We start from the raw sequence: 24,372 nt of genomic DNA on the forward strand, positions 1-24,372 counted from the left end.
ATGCGCGTGCGGGTGGCGGCGGAAGCGGCAGGCGTGGCAGTGGAGCGCCGTGCGGCGCCCGCTGGCAGCGCGGCCCAGATCGTGCCCGTGACGCCTGCCAGGAATGCCCGGGCGATGGCCATCACGCTGCGCGAGCCGCAGAGCGGCAGCACGGCGCGCTGTTTCGTGGCGCCGGACGCCCGCATGATGGGCCTGATCCTGCAGGCGCTGCAGCCGGAACGTCCGCAGCGCACGACGCGCACGGCCGAGCCGCTTGCCGCCGGCCTGAAGGTCAAGCTCGACGGCCGCCTGGTGAGCCACCAGATCACGCTCGAGGCGCTGTTCGGGCTGAAGGTGGGCGACGTGATTCCGGTGACTGTCGGCCGCGCCGACGTCCTGCTCGACGAAGCCTGCCTGTTCACGGCAGCCGTTGCCGAGCACAAGGGAAAACTGTGTTTAACCTCTTTTGAAGACGCTGAATAAATGGACATGAATCTGAACGAGCAACTGGCTGCCGACGTCCTCCTCGATGACAACGTCGAAGCTGCCGCGCCTGTACGCAACCCGCGCCTGCCGCAAATGATGCGCCGCATCCCCGTGACGCTGACGCTGGAAGTGGGCTCGGCCCGCATCTCGCTGCAGGACCTGATGGACCTGGGCCCGGCCAGCGTGCTGCCGCTCGACTCGGTCGCTGGCGAGCCGCTGGTCCTGAAAGTGAACGGCGCCGCCATCGGCCGCGCCGAAGTGGTGGTGGCGGGCGAGCAGTACGGCCTGAAAGTGATCGACCTCGACGGCCTGAACCTGGACCTGATCGCCCCATGACCCTGAGCCGTCGCATGACCGCAGCGGCCGGCGTCGCGGCTGCACTCCTTCTGATCTCCGTTCCCGCCAGCGCCGCCGACGTACTGGCCGGCGTCATTCCGGGCGCGAAGTCCGGTCTCTCCGTCAAATCGCAGATCCTGGTCCTCATGACCCTGCTCGGGCTCCTGCCCGTGCTCGTCATGATGATGACCAGTTTTACGCGCTTCGTGATCGTGCTGTCCCTGCTGCGCCAGGCCCTCGGCCTGCAACAGGGCCTGCCCAGCCGCGTCATTACCGGCATCGCCCTGATCCTCACCCTGCTGGTGATGCGTCCGATCGGCGTGCAGGTGTGGAACGAAGCCTTCGTGCCCTACGACCGCGACCAGATCGGCCTCGAGCAGGCCCTGGCAACGGCCGAGAAGCCGCTGTCGCGCTTCATGCTGGCCCAGACCAGCAAGAGCGCGCTGGCACAGGTGGCGCACCTGGCCGGCGAAGCCCCGTCGATGAAGCCGGAAGACCGCTCCTTTGTCGTCAAGCTGGCCGCCTTCGTGCTGTCCGAACTGAAGACCGCGTTCCAGATCGGCGCGATGCTGTTCATCCCCTTCCTCATCATCGACCTGGTGGTCTCGTCGGTGCTGATGGCAATGGGCATGATGATGCTCTCGCCCCTGGTGATCTCGCTGCCGTTCAAGCTGCTGCTGTTCGTGCTCGTCGATGGCTGGACGCTGACCGTCAACACGCTCGTGGGCTCGATCCACGGTTACTAGATAAACCTCTTCATGAGTCCTGCTTAATGAGTCCCGATATCGCAGTCGACCTGGTCGCCGAAGCCTTGCGCGTGGTGATGCTGCTGGTGCTGGTGCTGGTGGTGCCGGGCCTGCTCGTCGGCCTGCTGGTCGCACTGGTGCAGGCCGCTACCCAGATCAACGAGCAAACCCTGAGCTTCCTTCCACGCCTGCTCGTGACGCTGGTCGCGCTGATCCTGGCCGGCCACTGGATGACCGGCTACCTGATGGACTACTGCGTGTCGGTGTTCCAGCGCGCCGCCACCATCGCAAGCTAAAGCGTGGAATTAGTCAACTACCTGCTGCCCCTGATCGGCGCGCTGTGGTGGCCGTTCTGCCGCATCATGGCGCTGCTGTCCTCGGCCCCTGCCATCGGTGAGGGCGCGGTACCGATTCCCGTGCGCGCGCTGCTGTCGATGGTGCTGGCCTTCCTGATGCTGCCCCTCACCAAAGGCATGCCGATGCCCGACCCGTTCTCGCTGCACGGCGTGGTCGCCATGTTCGAACAGGCGGTCATCGGCGGCGTGCTGGGCTTCGCCCTGCAGTTCGCCACTTCCGCCGTATCGATGCTGGGCTTCCTGGCCTCGAGCCAGATCGGCTTTTCGATGGCGCAGATGAACGACCCCGTCAACGGCCAGCAGTCCGACGTGATCTCCAGCGTGCTGTCGCTGGTGGCCATCTTTGTCTTCTTCGCCATCGACGGCCACCTGGTGCTGGCCAGCGTGCTGGGGCAGAGCTTCAAGGCCTGGCCGGTGGGGCAGGGCCTGGGGCCGCTGGTGCTGCAGACGGTGGCGCTGAACCTCGGCTGGGTGTTCGCCGCGGCGATGCTCCTCGCCTTGCCGATCGTGTTCTCGACGATGGTCGTGCAGATCGGCATGGGCTTTCTCAACCGCGTGGCACCCTCGCTGAATCTGTTCTCGCTGGGCTTTTCGCTGGTGACCGTATTCGGCCTGATGATGCTGGTGCAGCTGGTGCGCTTCATCCCCGAACACTACATCCAGCTGACCAACGCCGTACTCGAGATGCTGCAACAACAGATGAAGGCACCCCATGGCTGAAGGCGCGGGTGGCGACAAGACAGAAAAAGCCTCGGCCCAGAAGCTCCGGAAGGCACGCGAGGAAGGCCAGGTCGTCCGTTCGAAAGACCTGTCCACCGCGATCGGGGTCCTGGTCAGTCTGAAGCTGTTCGTGCTGATGGTGCCGACCTACCTGGAATCGTTCAGAGCCCTGTTTCGCCTTGTGTTCGTCCCTTTGGGCGAGACCGGCGCGATGGAAAATGCGATGTCGGTGGTCTTCATGGCCGCGACGCTGCTGCTGGTGAAGATGGTGCTGCCGCTGGCGGCGGTCCCGGTGGCGATCGTGATCGGCGGCCTGGTGCCGGGCGGTTGGGTCATGAGCGGCAAGAACCTGATGCCGAAAATGTCGCGCCTGAACCCGATGACGAACCTGGGCAACCTGGTCTCGCAAAAGCATGCGATCGGCTTGGCGACCTCGATCGCGAAAGCCGTGGTGCTCGGCATCGTGCTGGTGCACGTGATGCGGTCAAGCGTGTCGGGCTATGTCGAGCTGCAGCGCCTGCCCCTGGGCGACGCCATCCTGCGCGGCAGTTCCATGATGTTCGATGCGCTCATGGCGCTCGTTGCCGTGTTCGTGATCTTCGCCGTGCTCGACGTGCCGATCCAGGCCTTCCAGTTCGCGAAAAACCAGCGCATGAGCAAGCAGGAACAGAAGGAAGAACACAAGACCAGCGAAGGCCGCCCGGAAGTGAAGCAGCGCATCCGCCAGCTGCAGCACCAGCTGGCGCGGCGCAGCGTGAACAAGACGGTGCCGACGGCCGACGTCGTGATCGTCAACCCGGAACACTATGCGGTGGCGCTGAAGTACGACACCGACCGCGCCGAAGCCCCTTATGTCGTGGCCAAGGGCGTCGACGAGATGGCGCTGTACATCAAGCGCGTCGCGGCCCAGCACAAGGTCGAGACATTGACGCTGCCGCCGCTGGCGCGCGCGATCTATAACACCAGCCAGGTGCAGCAGCAGATTCCCGCCCAGTTGTACCAGGCGGTGTCGCAGGTGCTGAACTATGTGCTGCAATTGAATGCTTTCCGTGATGGCCGGCGCCAGGCGCCCCCGCGGATCCCGACCGATGTGGCCGTGCCACACCATTTGAGCGAGGTAACACCTTCATGAATTCGATGAACGCTTTCATCGCCGAGCTGCGCCGCCAGAAATACGCGGCGCCCGTCTTCATCCTGCTGCTGCTCGGGATGATCATGCTGCCGCTGCCGCCGGTGCTGCTCGACGTCCTGTTCACCTTCAACATCGTGCTCGCGCTGATCGTGATCACCGTCGCCGTGTCGGCCAAGCGGCCGCTCGACTTCTCGGTGTTCCCGACCGTGATCCTCGGTACCACGCTGATGCGCCTGGCGCTGAACGTGGCGTCCACGCGCGTCGTGCTGCTGCACGGGCACGAAGGCACGCACGCTGCCGGTAACGTCATCGAGTCCTTCGGTAACGTCGTCATTGGCGGTAACTTCGTCGTCGGCCTGGTGGTGTTCGTCATCCTGATGATCATCAACTTCGTCGTCGTGACCAAGGGTTCGGAACGTATCTCGGAAGTGTCGGCGCGCTTTACGCTCGACGCGCTGCCGGGCAAGCAGATGGCGATCGACGCCGACCTGAACGCGGGCCTGATCAACCAGGAAAAAGCCACCCAGCGCAGGAAGGACGTCGCTGCAGAAGCAGACTTCTACGGCGCCATGGACGGTGCCTCGAAGTTCGTGCGCGGCGACGCCATCGCTTCGATCCTCATCCTCATCATCAACCTGATCGGCGGTATTGCCATCGGCGCGCTGATGTACGACCTGCCGCTCGGCGATGCCTTCCGCGTCTATGCGCTGCTGACCATCGGCGACGGCCTGGTCGCCCAGATCCCTGCGCTGCTGCTGTCGGCCGCGGCCGCGATTCTCGTCACCCGCATCGGCGAGGCCGGTGACCTCGACAAGCAGGTTGGTAGCCAGCTGCTGGCGCAGCCTGCGGTGCTGTTCTCGGCTGCCGGCGTGATGGTCATCCTGGCCCTGGTGCCAGGCATGCCGAAGCTGGTCTTTTTTGTCTTCGCCGCAGCCCTTGGCTATGCCGGCTGGCGCCTCTCGCAGCGCGTGGCCCCGTCCGACAATGCCGGCGTGGCCGCCATCGAAGCGGCCCTGCGCGACGAGCGCGCGCCCGACCTCGACTGGCAGCAGCTGCCGGTGGTGCAGCCGATCTCGGTGGCCGTCGGCTACAAGCTGGTCGGCATGGTCGACAAGGCGCAGGGCGAGCAGCTCACCAAGCGCATCAAGGGCATCCGCCAGAGCCTGTCCGAATCGATGGGCGTGCTGTTACCAGGCATCGGCGTGCGCGACGACCTGGCCCTGCGACCGGCGCAGTATTCGGTCAGCCTGTCCGGCGTGGTCGTGGCCGAAGGGGAGGTGCATCCCGAGCACCTGATGGCGATTCCGTCGCCGAACGTCTACGGCGAGATCGACGGCATTCCGGGCCTGGAACCTGCCTACGGCATGGCCGTGACCTGGATCGAACCGCAGCAGAAGGGCGAGGCGCTCGGCCTGGGCTACCAGGTGGTGGAAGTGCCGAGCGTGATCGCGACCCACTGCTCGAAAGTGATCCGCGACCACCTGCACGAACTGTTCCGCCACGAAGACGTGCCGGCGCTGATGGAGCGCCTGACCGCCCTGTCGCCGAAGCTGGCCGGTTCGCTGGAAAAGGCATTGAACCATACGCAGCTGCTGCGCGTGTTCCGCGTGCTGCTGGCCGAAGGCGTGTCGCTGAAGGACATCGTCGTCATCGGCACCACGCTGCTCGACGCGTCGGAGACGACCAAGGATCCGATCCTGCTGGCGGCCGAAGTGCGCTGCGCGCTGCGGCGCCAGATCGTCTCGAACATGTTCGGCAAGAAGAAGGACATGCCGGCCTTTAACCTGTCGGCCGAACTCGAGAACATGCTGCTAGGGTCGCTCAACCAGGCACGCCAGAGCGGCGGCGGCAAGGTGGCGCTCGATAACTACCCGATCGACCCGCAGCTGCTGTCGCAACTGCAGATCAACATGCCGGTCGCGCGCGAGCAGATGAAGCAGCAGCATACGCCGCCGCTCCTGCTGGTGCTGCCGCAGGTGCGCCCGCTGCTGGCGCGCTACGCCAAGCTGTTCGCGCCGGGCCTGTCGGTGCTGTCGTATAACGAGATTCCCGAGAACCGGGAAGTGTCGATCGTGGGGACGGTGGGCTAACAGCACCGCGTGGGCACAGGCGCCCACCCTGCGAAGCCGGTCACAAGCAGGGTGGGGGCCCCGAGCCCACGCCGTCACGCAACCCGCGCTACCCCTGCGCCGGCAACACCAGCGCCATCTCCGCCACCGCCCTGAACACGGGCAGCGTCAGCACATCCGCCGCCGCATCGGCTGCCACCACGGCATGCGCCGACCCCGGCGGCAATACGGCGTCGACGAAACTCCAGCGCACCACCACCAGCCCGGCACGCTCGACGGCCGCCTCGAGCGCCGGCTGGATCGCGCGCAGCCGTGCCGGGCGACCGCGCCCGGCGCCGCCATCTCGATCGCCACGCCGCCAGGCACCGGCTCGACCTGCAGCGCCACCTGCGTGCCATCGGCCAGTTCCAGCTCCAGGCGCAATGCCGCGCGCGGACGCTTCCTGCGGCCGGACGAGCCGTCAGCCGGCTGGCGCAGCACCTGCAAATGCTGGTCGCGCGCGCTGCCAGCGTGCACCGTGAAGCGCCACGGATCGGCAGGCAATACATGGCCCTCCAGCGCACGGCCCGGTACGCGTCCGTCCTGTGCCAGCACCAGTGCGGCCGGCGGCAGCGCCGCGCGTGCGCGCAGTTCGCGGTCGACCAAACTGGCGCCGTAGTTGCCGACCATCGAACGCCAGGCCCCGGCCAGCGTACGCCCGTCCTGCGTAAAAACTCAGCTGGCGCGACATGAAAACCTGGTCGGGACGCATTGCCGCGCCATCCGCCTGGAGCGGCACCCCGGCGGCGGGGGGACGGGCACCGACTGCGGCAAGGGCAGCTCGGCCTCGGCAGTCGCGGCGAAGACGGCGGAGCCGACCGGCGACAACGCCGGCACCGCGCCCACCTGCAGCGATGGGGAAGACGGCGGAAGCAGCGGGACAATCGAGGGAATACTGTTCATGAGCGATCCCAAAATGAAAAAGGCCAGCCGAACAAGCGGCTGGCCCTCGAGATTCCCAACTAGAGGCTAGTTGAGGGAAGCCGTGATTACTGCAGGAGCGACATGACCATCGACGACATCTGGTTGGTCTGCTTCAGCATCGCGGTACCGGCTTGCATCAGCATCTGGTTCGAGGTCATCTTCGCGCTTTCCGTTGCGAAGTCGACGTCCATGATACGGCCAGCGGCGTTCTGCGTGTTGGTGCTGATGTTCGACAGGTTGTTGTAGACGTGGTCCAGACGGTTCGAGACAGCACCGATCTTCGAGCGCAGGGCGCTGACGGAGTCGATCGAGTCCGACAGATCCTGGATCGTCAGGTTGGCGGCGGTGGCGCCGGCAGCTGCGTCGGTGCCGCTGATTTCGGTGCCGGTAGCGGATGCGCCGGCGGCGGTGCCACCTGCGAAGCGGCTCGAACCCAGCAGCAGCTTGGCGTGCACGTCGGTCAGTTCGGTGGTGAAGTTACCGCTCATCGTCTCAGCCTTGTCGGCGCCGATCTGGAAGGTGACCGATGCTTTCAGCTTGCCGGTGTCCTTGTTCAGCAGGGTGGTGCCGCCGAACTTGGTGTTCTTCATGATGTTCGACAGTTCGTCAGCCAGCGAGTCGAATTCCGATTGCATGGCGGTCTGGTCGTCCTTCGACGACGAGCCGTCGGCTGCCTGGGTGGCCAGGTCTTTCATGCGCAGCAGGATGTTGCCGGTTTCGTCGAGCGCGCCTTCGGCGGTCTGCAGCATCGAGATCGAATTCTGGGTGTTACGCATTGCGACGGCCATGCCGCTGGTCTGCGACTTCAGGCGGGTGGCGATCTGCAGGCCGGCTGCGTCGTCCATTGCCGAGTTGATGCGGTAGCCGGTCGAGAGGCGGGTCATCGAGGTCGACAGCTTCGACTGGGTGGTCGACAGCGAGTTTTGTGCGGACAGCGAGGCGGCGTTGGTGTGAAGGCTCAGCATGTTGGGCTCCAGTGTTTGGTTGGTGTCAGAAGGAGCAGTTCATCTGCTCTCACAAGTACAAGACGACCGTGCTCAGCAATTCATTAAGTGCCGTACGGAAATTTCTTTAAATTTTTTTTTGTGAACAAAATGAGAAGAGCGCCGGGGATGACGGGATTGACGGGCTGTCAAGGATATCGCTACGGGGCAAGCAGGCGGCAATGCCGGCCATGGCGTTTGTGACATCAAATGCGCGACGAGTGTCGCGTCCCGCCCAAGAATTGTGTCTTCCGCTGCGCTATATATTGCCGCACGTAAATAGCGCCACCTATAATAAAGGGCGCGTAACGACAGCCCCGGTGCTTTCCGCCTCTTGTCCGCCTCCCGCGGTGCGGCGCGCGGCCCGCCCACCCATCTCCCTATAGACCATGTCCAGACACAGCAGAGGCGCAGCAGCGTTCGCGCAACCGAAGGCCGCCCAGTCCAGCGTCCACCAGCTCTTCGCCGAAGGCCTGGCATGCCACCAGCAGGGCAAGCTCGACCGCGCACTGGCCGCCTACGAACAGGTGCTGCGCATCGCTCCCAAGCATTTCGAGGCCCTGCACCACGTCGGCATCCTCTGCTTCCAGGGTGGCAAGCACAATATCGCCGCCAGCTTCATCCGCTCGGCCATCGCCATCAACCCCGGCGTGGCCTCGACCCACAGCAACCTCGGCAACGCGCTGAAGGAGCTGGGCCGCCATGACGAAGCGCTGGCCAGCTATGACCGCGCGCTGGCGCTCGCATCGAACGACGCCGACACCCTGTACAACCGCGGCACTGCGCTGCAGGCGCTCGGCCGCCATGCCGAGGCGCTGGCCAGCTTCGACGCGGCGCTCGCGCTCAATCCAACGGACGTCGACGCCCACAACAACCGCGCGCTGGTGCTGCGCGAACTGGGCCGCCTTGAAGCCGCCCTGGCCGGCTTCGACCGCGCGCTGGCATTGAAGAGCGCCATTCCGGCCGTACACAACAACCGCGGTAATGTATTGAAGGACATGCGCAACTTCGCCGAGGCCCTGCAAAGCTATGAAGCCGCGCTGGCGCTGGCCGGCAACTACGGCGACGCCTGGTACAACCGCGGCATCGCCCTGCATGCGCTGGAGCGCCCGCTCGAGGCGATCGAGAGCTACGACAACGCGCTGCAGCTGTTCGCGGATTCGGCCGACACGGCATAACCGCGCGCGCGCGCTGTTCCAGCTCAAGCGCTTCCCGGAAGCCCTGCGCGACTGCGAACGTGCGCTGGCGCTGCAGCCCGACCATGACGAGGCACTGCGCCAGCGCAGCCGCCTGCTGCTCCAGCTCGACCATTTCGAGGCCGCCCTGGTCAGCATCGACAAGCTGCTCGAAACGAACCCCGAAGACGCCAAGGCGCTGCAGCTGCGCGCGCTGTCGCTGCGCGAAAGCGGCCAGTTCGAAGCGTCCTTGACCACGATCGACCGCGCGCTGGCGCTGGCACCGGACACCTATGACTTCCTGCTGACCCGCGGCCTGCTGTTGAAAGCCATGCTGCGCCTGGACGAAGCGCTTGTCTGTTTCGACAGGACCGTGGAAAAGCGCCCGGAAGAACCGGCCGGCCACTCGAACCGCGGCATGGTGCTGGCCGACCTCGGCCAGTTCGAGGCCGCCCGCGCCGCCTACGACCAGGCATTGACCCTGGCGCCGGATTTTGTGCAGGCGCGCTGGAACCGCGCGTTGATGCATCTTCTGCTGGGGAACTTTACGCAAGGCTGGCAGGACTACGAGTCGCGCTGGGACTTCGAAGCCCTCAACACCTTCCGCGAGAAGCGCGATTTCGACGTCCCTCTGTGGCGAGGGTGCGAATCGCTGGAGGGCAAGACCATCCTGCTGCACGCGGAGCAGGGCCTGGGCGACACGCTGCAGTTTTGCCGCTACGCGCCGCTGGTGGCGGCGCGCGGCGCGCGTGTGATCCTCGAGGTACAGCCGGCGCTGGCCGCTCTGGTGGCCAGCCTCCCCGGCGTGGCGCAGGTCGTGGCCAAGGGCGATCCGCTGCCGCCATTCGACTTCCACTGTCCGTTGCTGAGCCTGCCGCTGGCCTGCGGCACCGATGAGGCCAGCATTCCCGCGCCCGGCGCCTATCTGCGGGCGGACGGCGCCAGGTGCGCCGAATGGGCGGTCCGCCTCGGCGAAAAGGGGCGCCCGCGCGTCGGCCTGGTCTGGAGCGGCAATCCCGGTCACCGCATGGACCGCTACCGCAGCATCGCCTGCAACATGCTCAAGCCGCTGCTGCTGGACGGCTTCGAGTTCGTCTCGCTGCAAAAGGAAGTGCGTCCGCTCGACAGGCTTGCGCTGCAAATGGACGGCGTGCGCCAGTTCGGCGAGTACCTGCGCGACTTCAGCGACACCGCCGCCCCGGTCGAGCAGATGGACGTGGTGGTGACGGTCGATACGAGCGTCGCCCACCTCGCCGGTGCGCTCGGCAAGCCGGTCTGGATCCTGCTGGCCGGCGGCACCCTGGTCGACTGGCGCTGGCAGATGGGGCGCGAGGACAGCCCCCGGTACCCGGGCGCGCGTTTGTACCGCCAGGAGGTACCGGGCGAGTGGGCGCCGGTGCTGGCCGGGTGGCGGCGGACCTCGCCGCACAGTTCGGGTAGGCGAGGAGAGCGCCCGGCGCCGCCTGGGCGTACAGCGATCGGGTAGAATCGGCGCCAATGACATGCCGTGGCGTTCCCGGCCTGTCCGCCCATCCTGAAAGCTGACGCATGACCCCTCTCCAGCCACGCCGCGCGCTTGTCACCGGCGCCAGCGGTTACCTCGGCGCGCACCGGCGCGGCGCCTGCTGGCCGAAGGCTGGAACGTGCACGTGCTGGTGCGGGCGGAATCGTGCCTGGATGCGCTGAAGGGGGCAAGCGATGCCGTCACCGTGCACCGGCACGACGGGTCGACGGCGCAGCTGGTCGACATCCTGGCCCAGGCACGACCCGACACGGTGTTCCACCTCGCCGCCGCTTTCGTGGCCGAGCACGTCCCCGGCGACATCGACCGCCTGGTGCACGCCAACCTGCTGTTCGCCACCCAGCTGCTCGAAGCGATGCGCGTCAATGGCGTGCGCCTGCTGGTCAACACCGGCACCGCCTGGCAACACTACGGCAACCGCGACTACGATCCGGTCAACCTGTACGCCGCCACCAAGCAGGCCTTCGAAGCCATCCTTGCCTACTACGTCAACGCCCACGGCTTCATCGCCGCGACGCTGGCGCTGTTCGATACCTACGGCCCCGGCGACGAGCGGCCCAAGCTGATGCGGGCCCTGTGGCGCGCCGCACGCGAGGGCAGGCCGCTGGCGATGTCGAGCGGCAGGCAGCTGCTCGACCTGGTGTACGTGGATGATGTCGTCGATGCCTACCTGGCGGCCGAATCCGCCTTGCGCGAGGGCGGGGCGGGGCACCGGCACTACGGCGTGTCGTCGGGTGCGCCGCTCCCCCTTGCGCGACGTCGTCGTCGCGGCCTTCGAACAAGCCGCCGGCGTGTCGCTCGACGCGCGCTGGGGCGCACGCGCCGACCGCGAGCGCGAGGTGCTGGTTCCGTGGACGGGATTCGAGGCGCCGCCGGGATGGCGCGCGCAAGTCGGATTAGTGGAGGGAATAAGGCGCAGTAGCCCAGGCGCCATCGGCCACGGCGCTTGAGCGCCGGAGCCGGGCATTCGGGTCATCGCTGGCCCGAGCGGGCCCGCGTCACCTGATCGATGTAGAAGTCGACGATATCCTTGGTCAATTCGACATCGCGCACCGCCGCCTGGTAGAACAGTTCCCTGGCATCGCCGTCCAGCTGGCGGAAGGCGGCCAGGCGGCCGAGCTGGAAGAGGATCGCAGGAATCGGGGTGGCGGCGGTTTTCTTCTCCAGTGCGCCGGTGAGCACCTGGAACGCCTCGTCGTACTCGCCTTTATCGATATGGCGCGTGCCCAGTTCCAGCGGGCTGGCGGCCGGGGCGGCGGCCGCATCCCCATGCGTCAGACCGCTCAGATGCCTGGGGTGTGCCGCTTCACGTTGCTCGGGCGATGCGCCCAGCCATTGTTCGCAAAAGACGCCCAGGTCACGCGCTTCGGACGGCGTCAGCGACTGCCCGGGGATGACGGCCAGCGAGGTCTTGTACATGCGGTCCCTGTCGTTGTTCAGGGTGAGTCCGGCATAGGCGGGACGCAAACCCGCGTTGCTGAGCAGTGCGATCAGTTCAGCGAGATTCCATTCGCGGATATGGGTGGGATTGGCGGGCGGGCCCATGTCCTGGTAGCCCCGTTCCAGGTCGCGTTCCGGTGTCGAGATCAAGGCCACCTTCGCATGGACGAGGTAAGAGCTGATCAGTTGCATCAGCCCGGTCGGATTGACCAGGTGTTCGATGACGTCGGAATTGATGACCACCGCCTGGCGCAGGATTTCGGGCGGAATATCCACGCCCCCGCCATTTTCCAGGTCGACCTCGAACCAATGCCCGAACGGATAGTGATCGCGGCAATATTCAAAATTGCTGCCGAAATCCAGTCCGACGATCTCGAATTCGGGATGGAGCGCGACCAGCTTGCGTCCCCGGCCGCAACCGATATCGATGATGTAGCGGCACTCGTACTGGTAAGCCAGGACGGCTGCCAGCGGATAGACGTCCGGTTGCCAGATGGTGCCGTCGTCATGGATATCCGCGTAGTAGGCAGGCTCGGTACGGGCCTGGTAGCCGGGTTTGACGAAGAAATTCGCTGCAGTCATGATAATTCCTAACGAAATACTTGAAACGACAAGGGATTCAGGCCCTGGTACCTTGCACTACGCGATCCGATATTGCCGGGACACGCTTGCCGGCCGCTTGCACGCTTCCCGGCCTGGACAGGGGAAGAGGCCGCCGCGCGGGTGATTCAATACCCCAGCTTACGGATCTCGTCACGCGTGGCCACTTCCTGGATAATGCTGTCGAAACCGCTGCGCCAGTCTTTCGCCAGCATCCTGAGAAGCAGGCTTTTTCCTGCCCGGGTCAGGCTGGTGCGTATCGAACGATTTGTCAGGACGATCCGGATATTCTCGGCGAGCATATCCACATTGCCCACTGGATGTGTCAGCGCATTGACGCCATGTTTCAGGCCGATACTGCGATACGTGTCCAGGTCGGAAATACAGACCGGAATCTCCAGTTCGAACGACTCCCAGATCGTCAACGGCTGCGATTCGCTCGAACTCGGCAAGACGAAACAGTCGGCCGAAGCGAGGTAGCTCAAGGTGGCTTCGTTGGGTTGCTCGCCCAGGAAGCGGTAACGCTCGGGGTTGGCATTGACGATCTGCGCTTCCCGGTCGGCCAGCTGGAGATATTTACCGATGAAGACGAATTCGACATCGCGCTTCAAATCGTCGCCCAGCAGTTCGATGGCATTGATCGTGTCCTGCACGCGCTTGCGCGGTTCGATGGTACCGATCGAGACGATGCGCAGCTTTTCCTTGGATGCCGGTTCGATGTCTTGCGAATAGACCCCATTGTTCCAGAAAGGCAGGACATGGAACTGGGCAGGTGAATCGGATGTAAAACTGGTGTACACCGTCTTCTGGTAATTCGTCTGGAATACCACCGCGGCAGCGTGCCGGAAACCTTCCGCCAGTTGCGGCATCCTCAGGATCAGGCGGGGGCCAATGTCGGACTCGTGCATCCACCAGATGCAGGGGCAGCTTGCGCCGAATTTCGCGATGAAATCGCCGCCCATGATGGTGTTGGCGATGATGAGGTCGACGCCAGCCACGGTGGAGACGATCGGGATATCGAGCGCCTGGAGCTTGGTCTTGATATCGCCTTCGCCGTTAACACGCGGCATCACAACGACTTCATGTTCTTGACGGAGATGTTCGGCCAGACGCAATAGCGCAATGCTGGCACCGGTGGTGTAGAACTCGTCGTTAAATAAAAGTATTTTCATTAATCAAAGGTGTGATGGTGTTCGGCGTTGGCACAGCACAGGTGTCGACCGTCGACACCTGTGCTGCATTCTCATACTGCTATCCGGTACGGCTTCAGGTGCCGCCGAAACGATGCCGGTGGTCCAGGCTCAGGCCAAACTCGCTGTCCGATTGCAGCTCTACCAGCGGTATGTCTTCGAGCGCCATCAGGTCGCCGACGAATTTGTCCTCATAATATTCGCCTTCCAGCAGCCCGGGGAAGCGCATGGTGGCCAGGACGAACTTTTCCAATGGACCGCTGCCCAGGTAGTAGGCGCCGCCACGCGCCCATGGACGGTAGAAAGGCTTGCCGTAGGCGCGCCGGTTCAGCGCCGGGTCTTCACACTTGTTCCAGTGCCAGCAGCGGTCATGCGTCAAGCTGGTAATGGGGATCCCGGCATAGGCGTCGCGCTCCTTGAGCAGGAAGGTCGACGCCTTGAGCTGCTGCGGATCGACCAGGCTCTGGTCGTCGTCCACCTTCAGGATGCCGACCTGGGAACCGACGTTTTCATATACCCAGTGCAAAGCGGCCGTTACCTTGCGCGGCAAGCCTTCGTAATTGTCGGGGGCATTTACCTGGACTGCGCGCGGATGATCGATCGGAGACGTATCCGCGCCGGTCACGATCAGGTAAGGGAATTGGGCGTCTTCGAATTGTTCGGCCAGGCGCAGCGCCGTTTCCTGGTAGCGGCTGCAACTGATGATCAGCGCAAGCGAGGCTTTCGCCGGGGTTTTCACAATGGCTTCCCGGTAAACCCGCAGCAGGTCGTCCCGGTAGGGAGCAAGTGCGATCGCCGCCTTCAGGTAGACGAGTGCCGCGGCATCCTCACCCCGTATTCGCTCGATCTGGAAACGCTTGAAGTCCAGTATCCATTTGAAATCGGAGGGGATGTACGGATTTTCCTGTTCGATGCGCGCACAGATGTCCATCATGGCGGTCGCATTGTCAGGGGTGACCGCAATCTCGTGCAGCTCCACGATTTGATTGCTAAAGTTCATATGGATGTCGATGAGGTGAGAAAGATGGGGACCGCTGGCAGCGGGGCTGCCTGGCGCTTTTCGCCGCTGGAAAGCGGCTTGGCGAGCGCGGCCGGGAAGCCTGCGTATTTGTGCCAGACAATATCACGAACGCGCAAATGCAAACAAGCTGCCGCAATCGTGTCGGCAGGGGCATCCCGGCGGCCGTCAGGGCAGGATTCGGATTGCACAATCGAGCGCGTGCTTTGCAAGCACCGACCTGGTCCCGGCGGCTTTGCGCTAGAATCGACCCTTTGCCCGCATAGATCTACGTATGGAAGTCCCAAACAAGCTACCCGCTCGCCGCCTTTCGGTCGCCCCGATGATGGACTGGACCGACCGCCATTGCCGCGTCTTCCACCGCCAGATCACCCGCCATACCTGGCTCTACACCGAGATGGTGACGACCGGCGCCCTGGTCTACGGCGACGTCGCGCGCCACCTGCGCTATGACGACATCGAGCACCCGATCGCCCTGCAGCTGGGCGGCAGCGAGCCGGCGGACCTGGCGAAGAGCGCGAAGCTGGGGCAGGAGTGGGGCTATGACGAGATCAACCTGAACTGCGGCTGCCCGTCCGAGCGCGTGCAGCGCGGGGCTTTTGGCGCCTGCCTGATGAACGAGCCGCAACTGGTGGCCGACTGCGTCAAGGCCATGCGCGACGCGGTGACGATCGACGTCACCGTCAAGCACCGCATCGGCATCGATCACAACGAGAGCTACGATTTCGTGCGCGATTTCGTCGGCACCGTGCGCGATGCCGGCTGCAATACCTTCATCGTCCACGCCCGCAACGCCGTCCTGAAAGGACTGTCGCCAAAGGAGAACCGCGAGATCCCGCCGCTGCGCTACGAAGTGGCCTACCAGCTCAAGCGCGACTTCCCGGAGCTGGAAATCATCATCAACGGCGGCGTCAGGAACGACGACGAGATCGCGCAGCACCTGCAGCATCTCGACGGCGTCATGCTCGGGCGCGAGGCCTACCATAACCCCTGGGTAATGGCAGGCTGGGACGCGCGTTTCTATGGCGACGATGCGCCGCACAAGACCCGCGCCGAGGTGCTGGCGGCAATGGTGCCCTACATCGCGGCCCAGTTGCAGGAATACGGTGGGCATGGCTTGAAGCTCAACAGCATCACGCGCCACATGCTCGGGCTTACCGCCGGCCTGGCCGGCGCGCGCGCCTTCCGCCAAATGCTCTCCGATCCGAAAAAACTGGCGAGCGGCGACCCGCGTCTGCTGCTCGAAGCGGCAGCCCACATCCGCGACCTGTAGTGGCGCATGGCGGCGCCGGCCTCTCCGCCGGTGCATCGCTTCACGCCCGCACAGGCAGGCCGTGCCAGTCAGGTACCGGAAGCCATTCCGCGGCGGCCGGCGCTACGCGCATTTTACAAATTCACAACCCGTAATTACAGGCATCGGAACGCCGGCGCACCCGGCGTTTGGATGGCGCCTGCCTGCGCACCATATCGGTGCAACTTGTAGTCACACCGGTATGTTGTCAGGGGAAAGCTTCGTTTCATGTAGGAAATTTACTACACGAGCTCGCCTATTTGTCCAGACAACTCACGACTGAGCTTGCCCTGAGGCAAGTCCCCCTCCATAATTTCGCTCACAGTATTGAGATTTGCCAACCAAGCGTGCTCCCGCACGCGGCATTTCTTGCGGATGCACAATTTTCTGCTTTCGCAGTGGCGTTTTGATTTATCCTAACTAAAATTTCCCAACGGGAAGTTCTGCTGCTGTGGTGCAGGCTGTATGCACCAGTAACACCCGGGCAAATCTGATCAACGGACAGGAAGGCGAAATGAATTTATCGAAGATGAAAGTCGGCATGCGCTTGGGTCTGGGCTTTGCCCTGGTCCTCGTGTTGCTCGTGGTGGTGACGGTGGTCGGCATCGTGCGCATGGCGCAAATCCAGGACCGTCTCGACCACGTCGTGAGCGTGAACAATGTCTCGAGCCGCATGGTCATCGAGATGCGCAACAACGTGCAGGATCGCCTGGCTGCGCTGCGCGTGCTGACTTTGATGTCCGATGCCGGCGACATGGAGCCTGAGCTCAAGCGCTTCAAGGACCTGACCGCCAAGTACGACGAAGCCCAGCGCAAGGTCAGCCAGATCTTCTCTGCCGACGGTTCCGAGGCCGAAAAGGCGCTGCTGAACGACGTCAAGGGCTTCGAAGCCGCCGCGATGCCGGCCATTGCCAAGGCATCCGATCTCTACCTGGCCAACAACGCCATGGACGCCACCCGCGTCATGGTCAAGGAAGTGCGCCCGGTGCAGAAGAAGTGGACCGAAGCGCTGGACAAGCTGGTCGCGCTGGAAGACAAACAGAGCGCCGAGAGCCAGGCCGACGCCCAGAGCGCTTTCGTGAGCGCCCGTAACTTCATGCTGGTGATGCTGGTCATCGCCGTCGGCATGGGTATCGCCGCCGCCTGGATCATCACGCGCGGCCTGATCAAGCAGCTCGGCGGCGAGCCGGACTACACCACGAAGATCGCCGGCAGCATCGCCCACGGCGACCTGGCCATCGCGATCGACACCAGCACCGCCGACAAGGGCAGCCTGCTGGCCGAGATGAACGAAATGCGCAATAGCCTGGTCGGCATCGTCGGCCAGGTGCGCCGCGGCACCGAAACCATCGGCACCGCCTCGCGTGAAATCGCCGCCGGCAACATCGACCTGTCCTCGCGTACCGAACTGCAGGCCAGCTCGCTGGAAAAGACGGCCTCGGCCATGGAAACCCTGACCACCACCGTCAAGCAGAACGCGGAACATGCCCGTGAAGCGAACCACCTCGCGGCCAGCGCTTCGGATGTGGCCCGCAAGGGCGGCGACGTGGTGTCGCAAGTGGTCGGCACGATGGGCGAGATCAACAGCTCGGCCAGCAAGATCGCCGACATCATCGGCGTCATCGACGGCATCGCCTTCCAGACCAATATCCTGGCACTGAACGCGGCGGTCGAGGCAGCCCGTGCCGGCGAGCAGGGCCGCGGTTTCGCGGTCGTCGCTTCCGAAGTGCGCAACCTGGCCCAGCGTTCGGCAGCGGCCGCCAAGGAAATCAAGACCCTGATCGGCGATTCCGTCGAGAAGGTCGAGCGCGGCAGCAAGCTGGTCGGCCAGGCCGGCGTGACGATGGACGAAGTGGTGGCGAGCGTCAAGCGCGTGACCGACATCATGGGCGAGATCGCCAACGCCAGCGCCGAGCAGAGCGCCGGCATCGAGCAGGTCAACATGTCGATCATCGAGATGGACAGCATGACCCAGCAGAATGCCGCACTGGTCGAAGAAGCCGCCGCCGCCGCCCAGAGCCTGCAGGACCAGGCCGGCGAACTGGCGCGCGTCGTCAGCATCTTCAAGCTGGTCGAAGGCGAGCAGCAGCAGGCCGCCGTCGAGCCGGTCCTGGCCGCGCCAGCTGCCACCGTACCCGCTGTGCGCGCACCGCAGCCACGTGCCCAGGCTGCCCGCCCGGCGCTGAAGAAGCCGGCCGCGCAGGCGGCCAAGGCGGCGCCGCGTCCCGGCAAGCCGAAGAAGCCGACCGTTGCCGCCGGCAACGACGAATGGGAAGAATTTTAATTACGGCATTGCCGGACTCACTGAAAGCCCGCAAGCAGTCAGCGGCAGATTGAATCACCTTTTTGGGGAATAACATCATGAAAAAGCCTTACCTGAGCGCCATCGCTACCCTCGCTTTCACCGCCATCGCCGGTTCCGCATTCGCCGGCGAAGTGCCTGCCTCCTTCGACCCGGCCAAGTGCAAGGTCGAGTACCCGAAAGCCTCGCTGATGAACGAAGAGCAGGGCACGACCTCGATGTCTTTCCTGGTCAATCCGGACGGCAGCGTTGCCGATTCGAAGCTGGAAAAATCGAGCGGTTTCAAAGGCCTCGACAAGGCAGCCCAGAAAGGCCTGACCGCATGCAAGTTCAAGCCGGGCACGAAAGACGGTTCGCCAGCCCAGACCTGGGCCAAGGTCGACTACGCCTGGAAGCTCGACTGATCTTCCTGCCGCGTTCGTTGTTCTGAACGTGAAACAGCACAGCCGGCCTCGCGCCGGCTGTGCTGTTTTCGGCGCCGGCCTTCGCACGTGGCTGGCGATCTTGTAGGACAATTCATGTTTTACAAGAAAACATTTGCATGAGCGCCCCCGGAAACACACGCTCCCGTCGCATCGTCGGCATCCTGGCCGTGACCCAGATCCTCGCCTGGGGCAGCCTGTACTACGCTTTCTCGGTGCTCTCGCCCCACATGGGACGCGCGCTCGGCATCGATGCCCAGGGCGCCATGGCCCCGTTCTCGTGGGCCTTGCTGCTCGGTGGCCTGGTGGCGGCCCCGGCCGGGCGCCTGTTCGACCGTATCGGCGGGCGGCGCCTGATGGCCTGCGGCTCGCTGCTGGCTGCCTGCGGGCTGCTGATGCTGGCACGGGTCGACTCGATCGGAATGTACTGGCTGGCCTGGAGCGTGCTCGGCATTGCCATGGCGCTGACGATGTACGAAGCCGCCTTTGCCACCATCAACCGCGCACTGGCCGAGTCCCCGCGCCGCGCGATCACGACGCTGACCCTGTTCGGCGGCTTCGCCAGTACCATCTTCTGGCCGCTCACTTTGGCGCTCGATGCCCGTCTCGGCTGGCGTAGCACCTGGCTGGTGTATGCGGCCCTGCAATTATTCGTGTGCGCACCCCTGCATGCGCTGCTACCCTCGCACACGGCGGCATCCGCGGGACCCGTGGCCGCGTCCACGGGCATGGCGCTGTCCGAAGTGCTGCGCGGGAGCGTGTTCTGGAAGCTGGCCGCAGCCTTCGCCGCGCAAAGCCTGGTGTCCTCGGCCCTGACCGTCGGGCTGATCCGCCTGATGCACGATGCCGGCCACCCCTTGTCGACGGTCGTGATGCTGGCCGCGCTGTTCGGGCCGATGCAGGTTGCAGGGCGCATCGCCGAGATGGCGATCGGGCGCCGGGTGCGTTCGCAGACGATCGGCAGCGTCACTTTCGCCGCACTGCCGCTGGCGCTCGGCCTGCTGTTCGTCTTCATCGACCAGTTGGCGGCCGTCGCCGCCTTCTGCATCGTGTTTGGCCTGAGCAATGGCGTGCTGACCATCCTGCGTGGCACGCTGCCCCAAGAATTGTTCGGCCGTGCGCACTACGGCGCCATCGCCGGCGCCCGGTCTCGCCCGCGCTGGTCGCGCGCGCCGCCGGGCCGCTGGCGGTGGCGGCATTGATGGCCGAGACCGGTTCGCCACGGGCCGTGCTGGCGCTGCTGGCGGCAGTCGCCGCGCTCTCCTTCGCCTGTTACCTGATGGCGATCTGGCGTGCCCGCGCGGGCGCGCCGGCCGCTGAAGGTACGGCCGATGTGTTACGGAAATCTTAACCCGCCATCGCAAAATGTATCGAATGTAAGAACTTGCATCAGTTCTACTGCACGTAGGAAGCGTTGGCTATAGTGATCTCACACCGAACCACAAGGAGCACTACCATGAAACGAATCCTACTCACTGTCGCCGCTGCCCTGATCAGCACCGCCGCCTTCACGCCGGCACAAGCGCAAACCAGGACGGAAGTCATTGTCGTGCACAAGGCGCCACCGGCGCTGCGCCACGAAGCGACCCCGGCAGCACGGCGCGGCTTCGAATGGGTGCCGGGTTACTGGGACTGGAACGGCCGCCGTTACACCTGGGTTGCCGGCCACTACGAAAAAGTCCGTCCAGGCTATGTGTACACCCGCCCGGAATGGCGCCGTGACCGCAACGGCTGGGTCCTGGCACGCGGCGGCTGGCAGCATGGCGACCGCACCGACCGCATGGCGCACGGCGGCGACCGTGACCGCGACGGCGTCCCGAACCGCTTCGACCGCGACCGCGACAACGACGGCGTGCCGAACCGGGCGGATAACCGTCCGAACAACCCGAATCGTTACTGATCGGGCGGGGCCGGTCTTGACCGGCGCATGAAAAAAAGGGCCACCTGCGGGGTGGCCCTTGTTTTGGGCGCTGCGTTCGCGCGCGGGGTTTCAGAGCCGTGCCAGCACCCCGGCCACGATGCGGTCACAGCGCGCGCCGTCGAAGGAGAAGGCCGAGATGGTCGCCGTGTCGAGGTCGCGTGCCAGCGCTTCGCGCAGCAGGCCGCGGGCGCGGAAGAACTGGCTGCGCACCGTGGCTTCCGGAATGCCCGGGGCGTCCGCCGTTTCTGGACCGACAGGTCCTCCACGGCGCGCAGCATGAACACGGTACGCAGCTTGTCGGGCAGGGCGTCGATGCGTGCCTCGATCAGCCTGCGCGCCTGCCCACGTAGCGCGGCTTCGTCGGGACCCTCGGATGGGGCGGGCAGGGCGTCGGCCGCAGCGTCATCGCCGACCACGTCGCTGTCCCCGTTCTGGACGAGTTCGACGATGCCGGCCCGGCGCCGCCCCTTGCGCAGCCTGGCACTCGCTTCATTGACGACGATGCGCGTCAGCCAGGTCGACAGGCTGGCCTCGCCGCGGAAACTGGCCGCCTTGCGATAGGCGAGCAGGTAGGCTTCCTGCACGATATCCTCGGCTTCCGCGTCATCCCTGACGATGCTGCGCGCGGTCCGGTACAGGGCCTGGTTGTGCTTGCGCATGATCACTTCGAATGCCGCCTGGTCGCCGTTCGCCACCAGGGCCATGAGCTCGGTGCCGCTCGCATCCGTCAGCGCGATCTTGCTGCGCAATCCCATCGCTTCCTCCTCATTTGACCACCAGCGTGCCCGTCATCGTACGATGCAGCGTGCACAGGTAAGGATAACGCCCCCGGGCCCTTGCCACGAACTTCCAGCTCGCGCCCGCGGCGATGGCAGGCGAAGCCGGGCCGCCGCCGGGCGCGGTGGCGGTATGCGGAAACGGATCCTTGTTGCGCCAGACCACCGTGTCGCCACGCTTCACTTCCAGTGTCTGCGGAATGAAGCGCATCCCATCGATGAGGACGGTATGGATGCCCGGCGCAGCCTGCGCTGCTCCGCCCAGCAGGAGCAGCGCGAGCGTGCCCGCGACACGGATGTTCGGCCACGAAAACATGATGGCTCACTTGAGGCTGGCATCGAGATGCCTGGCATGCTCGAGGTGGGCGACGAAGGCCGGACGCACCTTCACCAGCGTGTCCTTCAGCTCCGCATTCTTCGCGTTCGGAATCAGGGTCTTGTCGAGCGCATCGATCACGGCCTGGTGGTAGGCGACTTCATGGGCCACGTAGGCCTGGTCGAAGGCCTTGCCCTTGAGTCCTTTCAGTGTCGCGAGATTATCGCTCCCGCCCGCCTTCAGGCTCTTGCTCAGTTCGCTGTCGCGGGGCGTCACGTTCAACTTCGTCACGAGTGCCACGGCCTGCTTGTTCACGCCCGCGTGGTCTGTCACCATCTGCTGGGCAAAAGCCTTGACCTCGGCATTCTCCGTCATGCGTTCGGCCAGCTTGCCGGCATCGATGTCGACGCTGTTGGCCGCCACCACGATGCCGGCAATCTGGGCGTCGTCCGGGGCGGACTGGGCGAGGGCGGGGCCTGCCAGCGAGAGTGCGGCGGCGATAGCGGTCCATGTGTGCAGTTGGATCTTCACGAGTGCTCCTTGTTCTGGTTGGGGTGGGTTCCTACCGAGATTGGATGTCACGTCGTGCGCGGGCGTTGCAAAAATCTTGGCGATGGTCGTTGGACGGGCCTGGAGACGCAGGCGTGGCGCGGCAAGTTATCGACGTGCGCTGCACGGCTTTTCGATCACGGAATAGAAGTACTTCAACACCGCATCGCGCGTGGCGTCGTCGCTACGCTTGAACGCGCCGAGCGCGTCGTCCCAGCGGTGCACGGACTGGTACTGGTAGCAGTCATTGCCCGTGTTGCGTTTCCCTTCATCGCTCCTGCCTGCATACAGCCCCAGCACGAACGGCGGACCGGGCTGCTTCGGGAATACCAGCCGGATATCGGTCAGGTCGACGCGGAAGCTCGGCCAGGTTGCGTTGTCGTCGAGCTGTTCCCTGAGCTGGGACGGGTTCTTGCCGTTGAAAACAGGTTTCCAGCCGCCCGCGTGGCCCAGCACCATGAGCTGGTTCAGGTCGTACATGCCCATGTTCGAGTTCAGCGGATACGGCACACCCAGTGCGAAGTCGCACCAGCCGTCGCCGTTGAAATCGGCCTTGATCTCTGCTGGTGCATCGTTCGCAAAATCCACGTCGAGCTTGGGTAACTTTGCCTTTGGCATCTTGCATCGTGGCGCGTCGGGCCGCAGCTTGATAGCGGCGGGCACGGCGGATGCGTCGGCACGAGCCGATGACAACGGCGACATCACGAGCGAAACGGTAATAACCAGTGCTGGTATATGCTTCATTTGCTTACCTCAAGTCCAAGCAGACTCGACTTTCAGCGGCAGAAGCGCCTGGACTGAAGGCCGAGCTACTATAACCCAGAATATTTGCTTTTGAGCTACTCTTCCGTACGAAAAGTAGTGGTATTTATGCAAAAAAAGGTCGATCAAGAGGTGCGTATCCTGGCTCGGCGCGGCTGGCGGCAGAGCGCTGGACAAAGGCAAGGTCGTTCCTGTCCATCGTTTCATGGCAAGGGCAGTCGTGAACGAAAAAGGCCTCGATTCCATTCGAAATCGAGGCCTTTCGGTATTCTTGGGGTGGCTGATGGGACTCGAACCCACGACAACAGGAATCACAATCCTGGACTCTACCAACTGAGCTACAGCCACCATTGTCTTGCTTTTCTGTCTCAGCACTGCCGAGACAGAACGAGATTATACAAACTCCTAAGCAAACTGGCAAATCTAATTGTTCTGCCGGGTCAACATCCTGCCATCCGGTCCGGATTCGACCTCGTGGACCGGCGGATCGAGCCCCAGCAGGCTGGCAAACGCCGCTGACAGGGCAGTAGCGCTGGCGCTGGTGTAGCCGTCCAGGCGGGCGGGGAGGACGGCCTCAGGCCTGAGGCTGGCATTGGCCGCCAGCAGGCGCGTCAATTGGCGGGCGACGGCGTCGCCGGTATCGATCAGCGTGACGGGCCTGTCCGTCGCGGCGGCGATCACGCGCTCGATCGAGGCCTGTACCAGCGGATAGTGGGTGCAGCCCAGCACCAGGGTGTCGGCGCCCTCGGCCAGCAGCGGCTCGACGTACTTGCGCAACAGTAGCGTGGTCGCTTCCGATTCCAGTTCGCCCAGCTCGATCTGGTCAACCAGGCCGTGGCAGGGCTGCAGCAGGAAGCGCGCACCCGTCGCTTCGCTGATCTGGTCGCGCAGCAGCAGGAACTTCTTGCCGGACAGTGTCACCTCGGTGGCGAGTACGCCGACCGTGCGGCTGCGCGATGCGGCGGCCGCCGGCTTCAGGCCGGGCTCGACGCCGACGATGGGCATGTCGGGATAGCGCTCGCGCAGCAGGGCGATCGCGGCGATCGTGGCCGTATTGCAGGCGACGACGATGGCTTTGGCACCGCGCTCGACGAGGAAGCCGCCGATCGCGAGCACCCGCTCGGCCAGCACCGGTTCGGTCTTGGCGCCGTAGGGTGCGAAGGCCGAGTCGGCGAAATACATCAGGTGTTCGTGCGGCAGCTGCGCGCGGATGTGGCGCAGGACCGACAGGCCGCCGACGCCGGAATCGAAGATGCCGATGGGGGCGTCGGGGGAAGTAGTTGGCGTGGTCATGGTGAGCGCGGGGGCGTGCCGCGGA

Annotated in this window: 25 protein-coding genes, 1 tRNA gene and 1 pseudogene; 16 read left to right on the plus strand and 11 right to left on the minus strand. The window is 64.5% G+C overall.

Annotation, left to right across the window (positions count from 1 at the left end; all coding sequences use genetic code 11):
- The 7 genes from G4G31_RS25655 to G4G31_RS10135 are packed head-to-tail and all read left to right on the plus strand — an operon-like array spanning position 1 to position 5,845.
- Positions 1–462, plus strand: a complete 462-nt coding sequence (locus G4G31_RS25655) for a FliM/FliN family flagellar motor switch protein (RefSeq protein WP_229425489.1) — start codon at positions 1–3, stop codon at positions 460–462.
- Positions 463–801 (plus strand): FliM/FliN family flagellar motor switch protein, encoded by a 339-nt coding sequence (locus tag G4G31_RS10110; protein WP_182991309.1) that lies wholly within the window; start codon positions 463–465, stop codon positions 799–801.
- Entirely contained in the window at positions 798–1,547 is a 750-nt protein-coding gene (fliP, locus tag G4G31_RS10115; protein ID WP_182991310.1) for a flagellar type III secretion system pore protein FliP, read from the plus strand. Before G4G31_RS10110 ends, fliP begins: the two co-directional genes overlap by 4 nt.
- A gap of 26 nt (positions 1,548–1,573) precedes the next feature.
- On the plus strand, positions 1,574–1,843 hold the full coding sequence (gene fliQ, locus G4G31_RS10120; RefSeq protein WP_182991311.1) for a flagellar biosynthesis protein FliQ: 270 nt from the start codon (positions 1,574–1,576) through the stop codon (positions 1,841–1,843).
- Between the two features lie 3 nt (positions 1,844–1,846).
- Entirely contained in the window at positions 1,847–2,623 is a 777-nt protein-coding gene (gene fliR, locus G4G31_RS10125; RefSeq protein WP_182991312.1) for a flagellar biosynthetic protein FliR, read from the plus strand.
- A complete protein-coding gene (flhB, locus tag G4G31_RS10130) occupies positions 2,616–3,755 on the plus strand; it encodes a flagellar type III secretion system protein FlhB (protein ID WP_182991313.1) in 1,140 nt (379 codons plus the stop codon). Before fliR ends, flhB begins: the two co-directional genes overlap by 8 nt.
- Positions 3,752–5,845 carry a flagellar biosynthesis protein FlhA gene (locus G4G31_RS10135; RefSeq protein WP_182991314.1) on the plus strand — a complete coding sequence of 698 codons (2,094 nt, stop codon included), beginning with the start codon at positions 3,752–3,754 and terminating at the stop codon, positions 5,843–5,845. The genes flhB and G4G31_RS10135 overlap by 4 nt, the downstream gene beginning before the upstream one ends.
- 147 nt (positions 5,846–5,992) lie before the next feature.
- Here the strand turns inward: G4G31_RS10135 and G4G31_RS10140 are convergent, their stop codons facing one another.
- Together G4G31_RS10140 and G4G31_RS10145 are read right to left on the minus strand one after the other, a co-directional pair.
- Complete coding sequence (locus G4G31_RS10140) at positions 5,993–6,493, minus strand: hypothetical protein (RefSeq protein WP_182991315.1); 501 nt, start codon at positions 6,491–6,493, stop codon at positions 5,993–5,995.
- Positions 6,494–6,852: 359 nt separating this feature from the next.
- A complete protein-coding gene (locus tag G4G31_RS10145) occupies positions 6,853–7,752 on the minus strand; it encodes a flagellin (RefSeq protein ID WP_182991316.1) in 900 nt (299 codons plus the stop codon).
- Positions 7,753–8,159: 407 nt separating this feature from the next.
- Between G4G31_RS10145 and G4G31_RS10150 the strand changes: the two genes are divergently transcribed.
- The 3 genes from G4G31_RS10150 to G4G31_RS10160 all read left to right on the plus strand — a co-directional run bounded on the left by G4G31_RS10150 (position 8,160) and on the right by G4G31_RS10160 (position 11,389).
- Entirely contained in the window at positions 8,160–8,948 is a 789-nt protein-coding gene (locus tag G4G31_RS10150) for a tetratricopeptide repeat protein (protein WP_182991317.1), read from the plus strand.
- Complete coding sequence (locus tag G4G31_RS10155; protein WP_182991318.1) at positions 8,866–10,431, plus strand: tetratricopeptide repeat protein; 1,566 nt, start codon at positions 8,866–8,868, stop codon at positions 10,429–10,431. Before G4G31_RS10150 ends, G4G31_RS10155 begins: the two co-directional genes overlap by 83 nt.
- A gap of 163 nt (positions 10,432–10,594) precedes the next feature.
- Positions 10,595–11,389: an NAD-dependent epimerase/dehydratase family protein gene (locus tag G4G31_RS10160; RefSeq protein ID WP_182991319.1), complete on the plus strand. Its 795-nt coding sequence runs from the start codon at positions 10,595–10,597 to the stop codon at positions 11,387–11,389.
- Between the two features lie 50 nt (positions 11,390–11,439).
- Here G4G31_RS10160 and G4G31_RS10165 read toward each other — a convergent pair whose 3' ends face one another.
- The 3 genes from G4G31_RS10165 to G4G31_RS10175 all read right to left on the minus strand — a co-directional run bounded on the left by G4G31_RS10165 (position 11,440) and on the right by G4G31_RS10175 (position 14,697).
- A complete protein-coding gene (locus G4G31_RS10165) occupies positions 11,440–12,489 on the minus strand; it encodes a methyltransferase domain-containing protein (protein WP_182991320.1) in 1,050 nt (349 codons plus the stop codon).
- 146 nt (positions 12,490–12,635) lie between these two features.
- Positions 12,636–13,679 carry a glycosyltransferase family 4 protein gene (locus tag G4G31_RS10170; protein WP_182991321.1) on the minus strand — a complete coding sequence of 348 codons (1,044 nt, stop codon included), beginning with the start codon at positions 13,677–13,679 and terminating at the stop codon, positions 12,636–12,638.
- Positions 13,680–13,773: 94 nt separating this feature from the next.
- Positions 13,774–14,697 (minus strand): hypothetical protein, encoded by a 924-nt coding sequence (locus G4G31_RS10175; protein WP_182991322.1) that lies wholly within the window; start codon positions 14,695–14,697, stop codon positions 13,774–13,776.
- A gap of 340 nt (positions 14,698–15,037) precedes the next feature.
- Between G4G31_RS10175 and dusA the strand changes: the two genes are divergently transcribed.
- The 6 genes from dusA (at position 15,038) to G4G31_RS10205 (ending at position 20,630) form a co-directional block, all read left to right on the plus strand.
- Positions 15,038–15,988 carry a tRNA dihydrouridine(20/20a) synthase DusA gene (dusA, locus tag G4G31_RS10180; protein WP_229425490.1) on the plus strand — a complete coding sequence of 317 codons (951 nt, stop codon included), beginning with the start codon at positions 15,038–15,040 and terminating at the stop codon, positions 15,986–15,988.
- 532 nt (positions 15,989–16,520) lie between these two features.
- Complete coding sequence (locus G4G31_RS10185; protein WP_229425491.1) at positions 16,521–18,290, plus strand: methyl-accepting chemotaxis protein; 1,770 nt, start codon at positions 16,521–16,523, stop codon at positions 18,288–18,290.
- A 77-nt stretch (positions 18,291–18,367) separates the two neighbouring features.
- The gene (locus G4G31_RS10190; protein WP_182991324.1) at positions 18,368–18,712 is read left to right on the plus strand and encodes an energy transducer TonB; all 345 of its coding nucleotides are present in this window, start codon (positions 18,368–18,370) and stop codon (positions 18,710–18,712) included.
- 137 nt (positions 18,713–18,849) lie between these two features.
- Positions 18,850–19,932, plus strand: a complete 1,083-nt coding sequence (locus G4G31_RS10195) for an MFS transporter (protein ID WP_182991325.1) — start codon at positions 18,850–18,852, stop codon at positions 19,930–19,932.
- Positions 19,932–20,081: a hypothetical protein gene (locus G4G31_RS10200; RefSeq protein ID WP_182991326.1), complete on the plus strand. Its 150-nt coding sequence runs from the start codon at positions 19,932–19,934 to the stop codon at positions 20,079–20,081. The genes G4G31_RS10195 and G4G31_RS10200 overlap by 1 nt, the downstream gene beginning before the upstream one ends.
- A 105-nt stretch (positions 20,082–20,186) precedes the next feature.
- On the plus strand, positions 20,187–20,630 hold the full coding sequence (locus G4G31_RS10205; protein ID WP_182991327.1) for a YXWGXW repeat-containing protein: 444 nt from the start codon (positions 20,187–20,189) through the stop codon (positions 20,628–20,630).
- 90 nt (positions 20,631–20,720) lie between these two features.
- Here the strand turns inward: G4G31_RS10205 and G4G31_RS10210 are convergent.
- The 6 genes and pseudogenes from G4G31_RS10210 to murI all read right to left on the minus strand — a co-directional run bounded on the left by G4G31_RS10210 (position 20,721) and on the right by murI (position 24,347).
- Positions 20,721–21,406, minus strand: a pseudogene (locus tag G4G31_RS10210) (RNA polymerase sigma factor).
- A gap of 10 nt (positions 21,407–21,416) precedes the next feature.
- The gene (locus tag G4G31_RS10215) at positions 21,417–21,743 is read right to left on the minus strand and encodes a cupredoxin family copper-binding protein (RefSeq protein ID WP_182991328.1); all 327 of its coding nucleotides are present in this window, start codon (positions 21,741–21,743) and stop codon (positions 21,417–21,419) included.
- A 6-nt stretch (positions 21,744–21,749) separates the two neighbouring features.
- Positions 21,750–22,274 (minus strand): DUF4142 domain-containing protein, encoded by a 525-nt coding sequence (locus G4G31_RS10220; RefSeq protein ID WP_182991329.1) that lies wholly within the window; start codon positions 22,272–22,274, stop codon positions 21,750–21,752.
- A 126-nt stretch (positions 22,275–22,400) separates the two neighbouring features.
- On the minus strand, positions 22,401–22,910 hold the full coding sequence (locus tag G4G31_RS10225) for a hypothetical protein (RefSeq protein WP_182991330.1): 510 nt from the start codon (positions 22,908–22,910) through the stop codon (positions 22,401–22,403).
- Positions 22,911–23,326: 416 nt separating this feature from the next.
- Positions 23,327–23,402, minus strand: a tRNA-His gene (locus tag G4G31_RS10230).
- 75 nt (positions 23,403–23,477) lie between these two features.
- Positions 23,478–24,347, minus strand: a complete 870-nt coding sequence (murI, locus tag G4G31_RS10235) for a glutamate racemase (protein ID WP_182991331.1) — start codon at positions 24,345–24,347, stop codon at positions 23,478–23,480.
- Between the last annotated feature and the right edge of the window lie 25 nt (positions 24,348–24,372).

It is taken from the genome of Massilia sp. Se16.2.3, from assembly GCF_014171595.1.
Classification (GTDB): Bacteria; Pseudomonadota; Gammaproteobacteria; order Burkholderiales; family Burkholderiaceae_D; genus Telluria.

Coding starts and splice junctions, on each gene's coding strand:
- G4G31_RS10135 (WP_182991314.1), top strand. CDS start 3,752: ATGAATTCGATGAACGCTTTCATCGCCGAGCTGCGCCGCCAGAAATAC.
- G4G31_RS10200 (WP_182991326.1), top strand. CDS start 19,932: ATGGCCGAGACCGGTTCGCCACGGGCCGTGCTGGCGCTGCTGGCGGCA.
- G4G31_RS10165 (WP_182991320.1), bottom strand. CDS start 12,489: ATGACTGCAGCGAATTTCTTCGTCAAACCCGGCTACCAGGCCCGTACC.
- G4G31_RS10175 (WP_182991322.1), bottom strand. CDS start 14,697: ATGAACTTTAGCAATCAAATCGTGGAGCTGCACGAGATTGCGGTCACC.
- murI (WP_182991331.1), bottom strand. CDS start 24,347: ATGACCACGCCAACTACTTCCCCCGACGCCCCCATCGGCATCTTCGAT.
- G4G31_RS10190 (WP_182991324.1), top strand. CDS start 18,368: ATGAAAAAGCCTTACCTGAGCGCCATCGCTACCCTCGCTTTCACCGCC.
- G4G31_RS25655 (WP_229425489.1), top strand. CDS start 1: ATGCGCGTGCGGGTGGCGGCGGAAGCGGCAGGCGTGGCAGTGGAGCGC.
- G4G31_RS10110 (WP_182991309.1), top strand. CDS start 463: ATGGACATGAATCTGAACGAGCAACTGGCTGCCGACGTCCTCCTCGAT.
- dusA (WP_229425490.1), top strand. CDS start 15,038: ATGATGGACTGGACCGACCGCCATTGCCGCGTCTTCCACCGCCAGATC.
- G4G31_RS10215 (WP_182991328.1), bottom strand. CDS start 21,743: ATGTTTTCGTGGCCGAACATCCGTGTCGCGGGCACGCTCGCGCTGCTC.
- G4G31_RS10145 (WP_182991316.1), bottom strand. CDS start 7,752: ATGCTGAGCCTTCACACCAACGCCGCCTCGCTGTCCGCACAAAACTCG.
- flhB (WP_182991313.1), top strand. CDS start 2,616: ATGGCTGAAGGCGCGGGTGGCGACAAGACAGAAAAAGCCTCGGCCCAG.
- G4G31_RS10155 (WP_182991318.1), top strand. CDS start 8,866: ATGCGCTGGAGCGCCCGCTCGAGGCGATCGAGAGCTACGACAACGCGC.
- G4G31_RS10140 (WP_182991315.1), bottom strand. CDS start 6,493: ATGGTCGGCAACTACGGCGCCAGTTTGGTCGACCGCGAACTGCGCGCA.
- G4G31_RS10205 (WP_182991327.1), top strand. CDS start 20,187: ATGAAACGAATCCTACTCACTGTCGCCGCTGCCCTGATCAGCACCGCC.
- G4G31_RS10150 (WP_182991317.1), top strand. CDS start 8,160: ATGTCCAGACACAGCAGAGGCGCAGCAGCGTTCGCGCAACCGAAGGCC.
- fliP (WP_182991310.1), top strand. CDS start 798: ATGACCCTGAGCCGTCGCATGACCGCAGCGGCCGGCGTCGCGGCTGCA.
- G4G31_RS10185 (WP_229425491.1), top strand. CDS start 16,521: ATGAATTTATCGAAGATGAAAGTCGGCATGCGCTTGGGTCTGGGCTTT.
- G4G31_RS10170 (WP_182991321.1), bottom strand. CDS start 13,679: ATGAAAATACTTTTATTTAACGACGAGTTCTACACCACCGGTGCCAGC.
- G4G31_RS10195 (WP_182991325.1), top strand. CDS start 18,850: ATGAGCGCCCCCGGAAACACACGCTCCCGTCGCATCGTCGGCATCCTG.
- G4G31_RS10225 (WP_182991330.1), bottom strand. CDS start 22,910: ATGCCAAAGGCAAAGTTACCCAAGCTCGACGTGGATTTTGCGAACGAT.
- fliQ (WP_182991311.1), top strand. CDS start 1,574: ATGAGTCCCGATATCGCAGTCGACCTGGTCGCCGAAGCCTTGCGCGTG.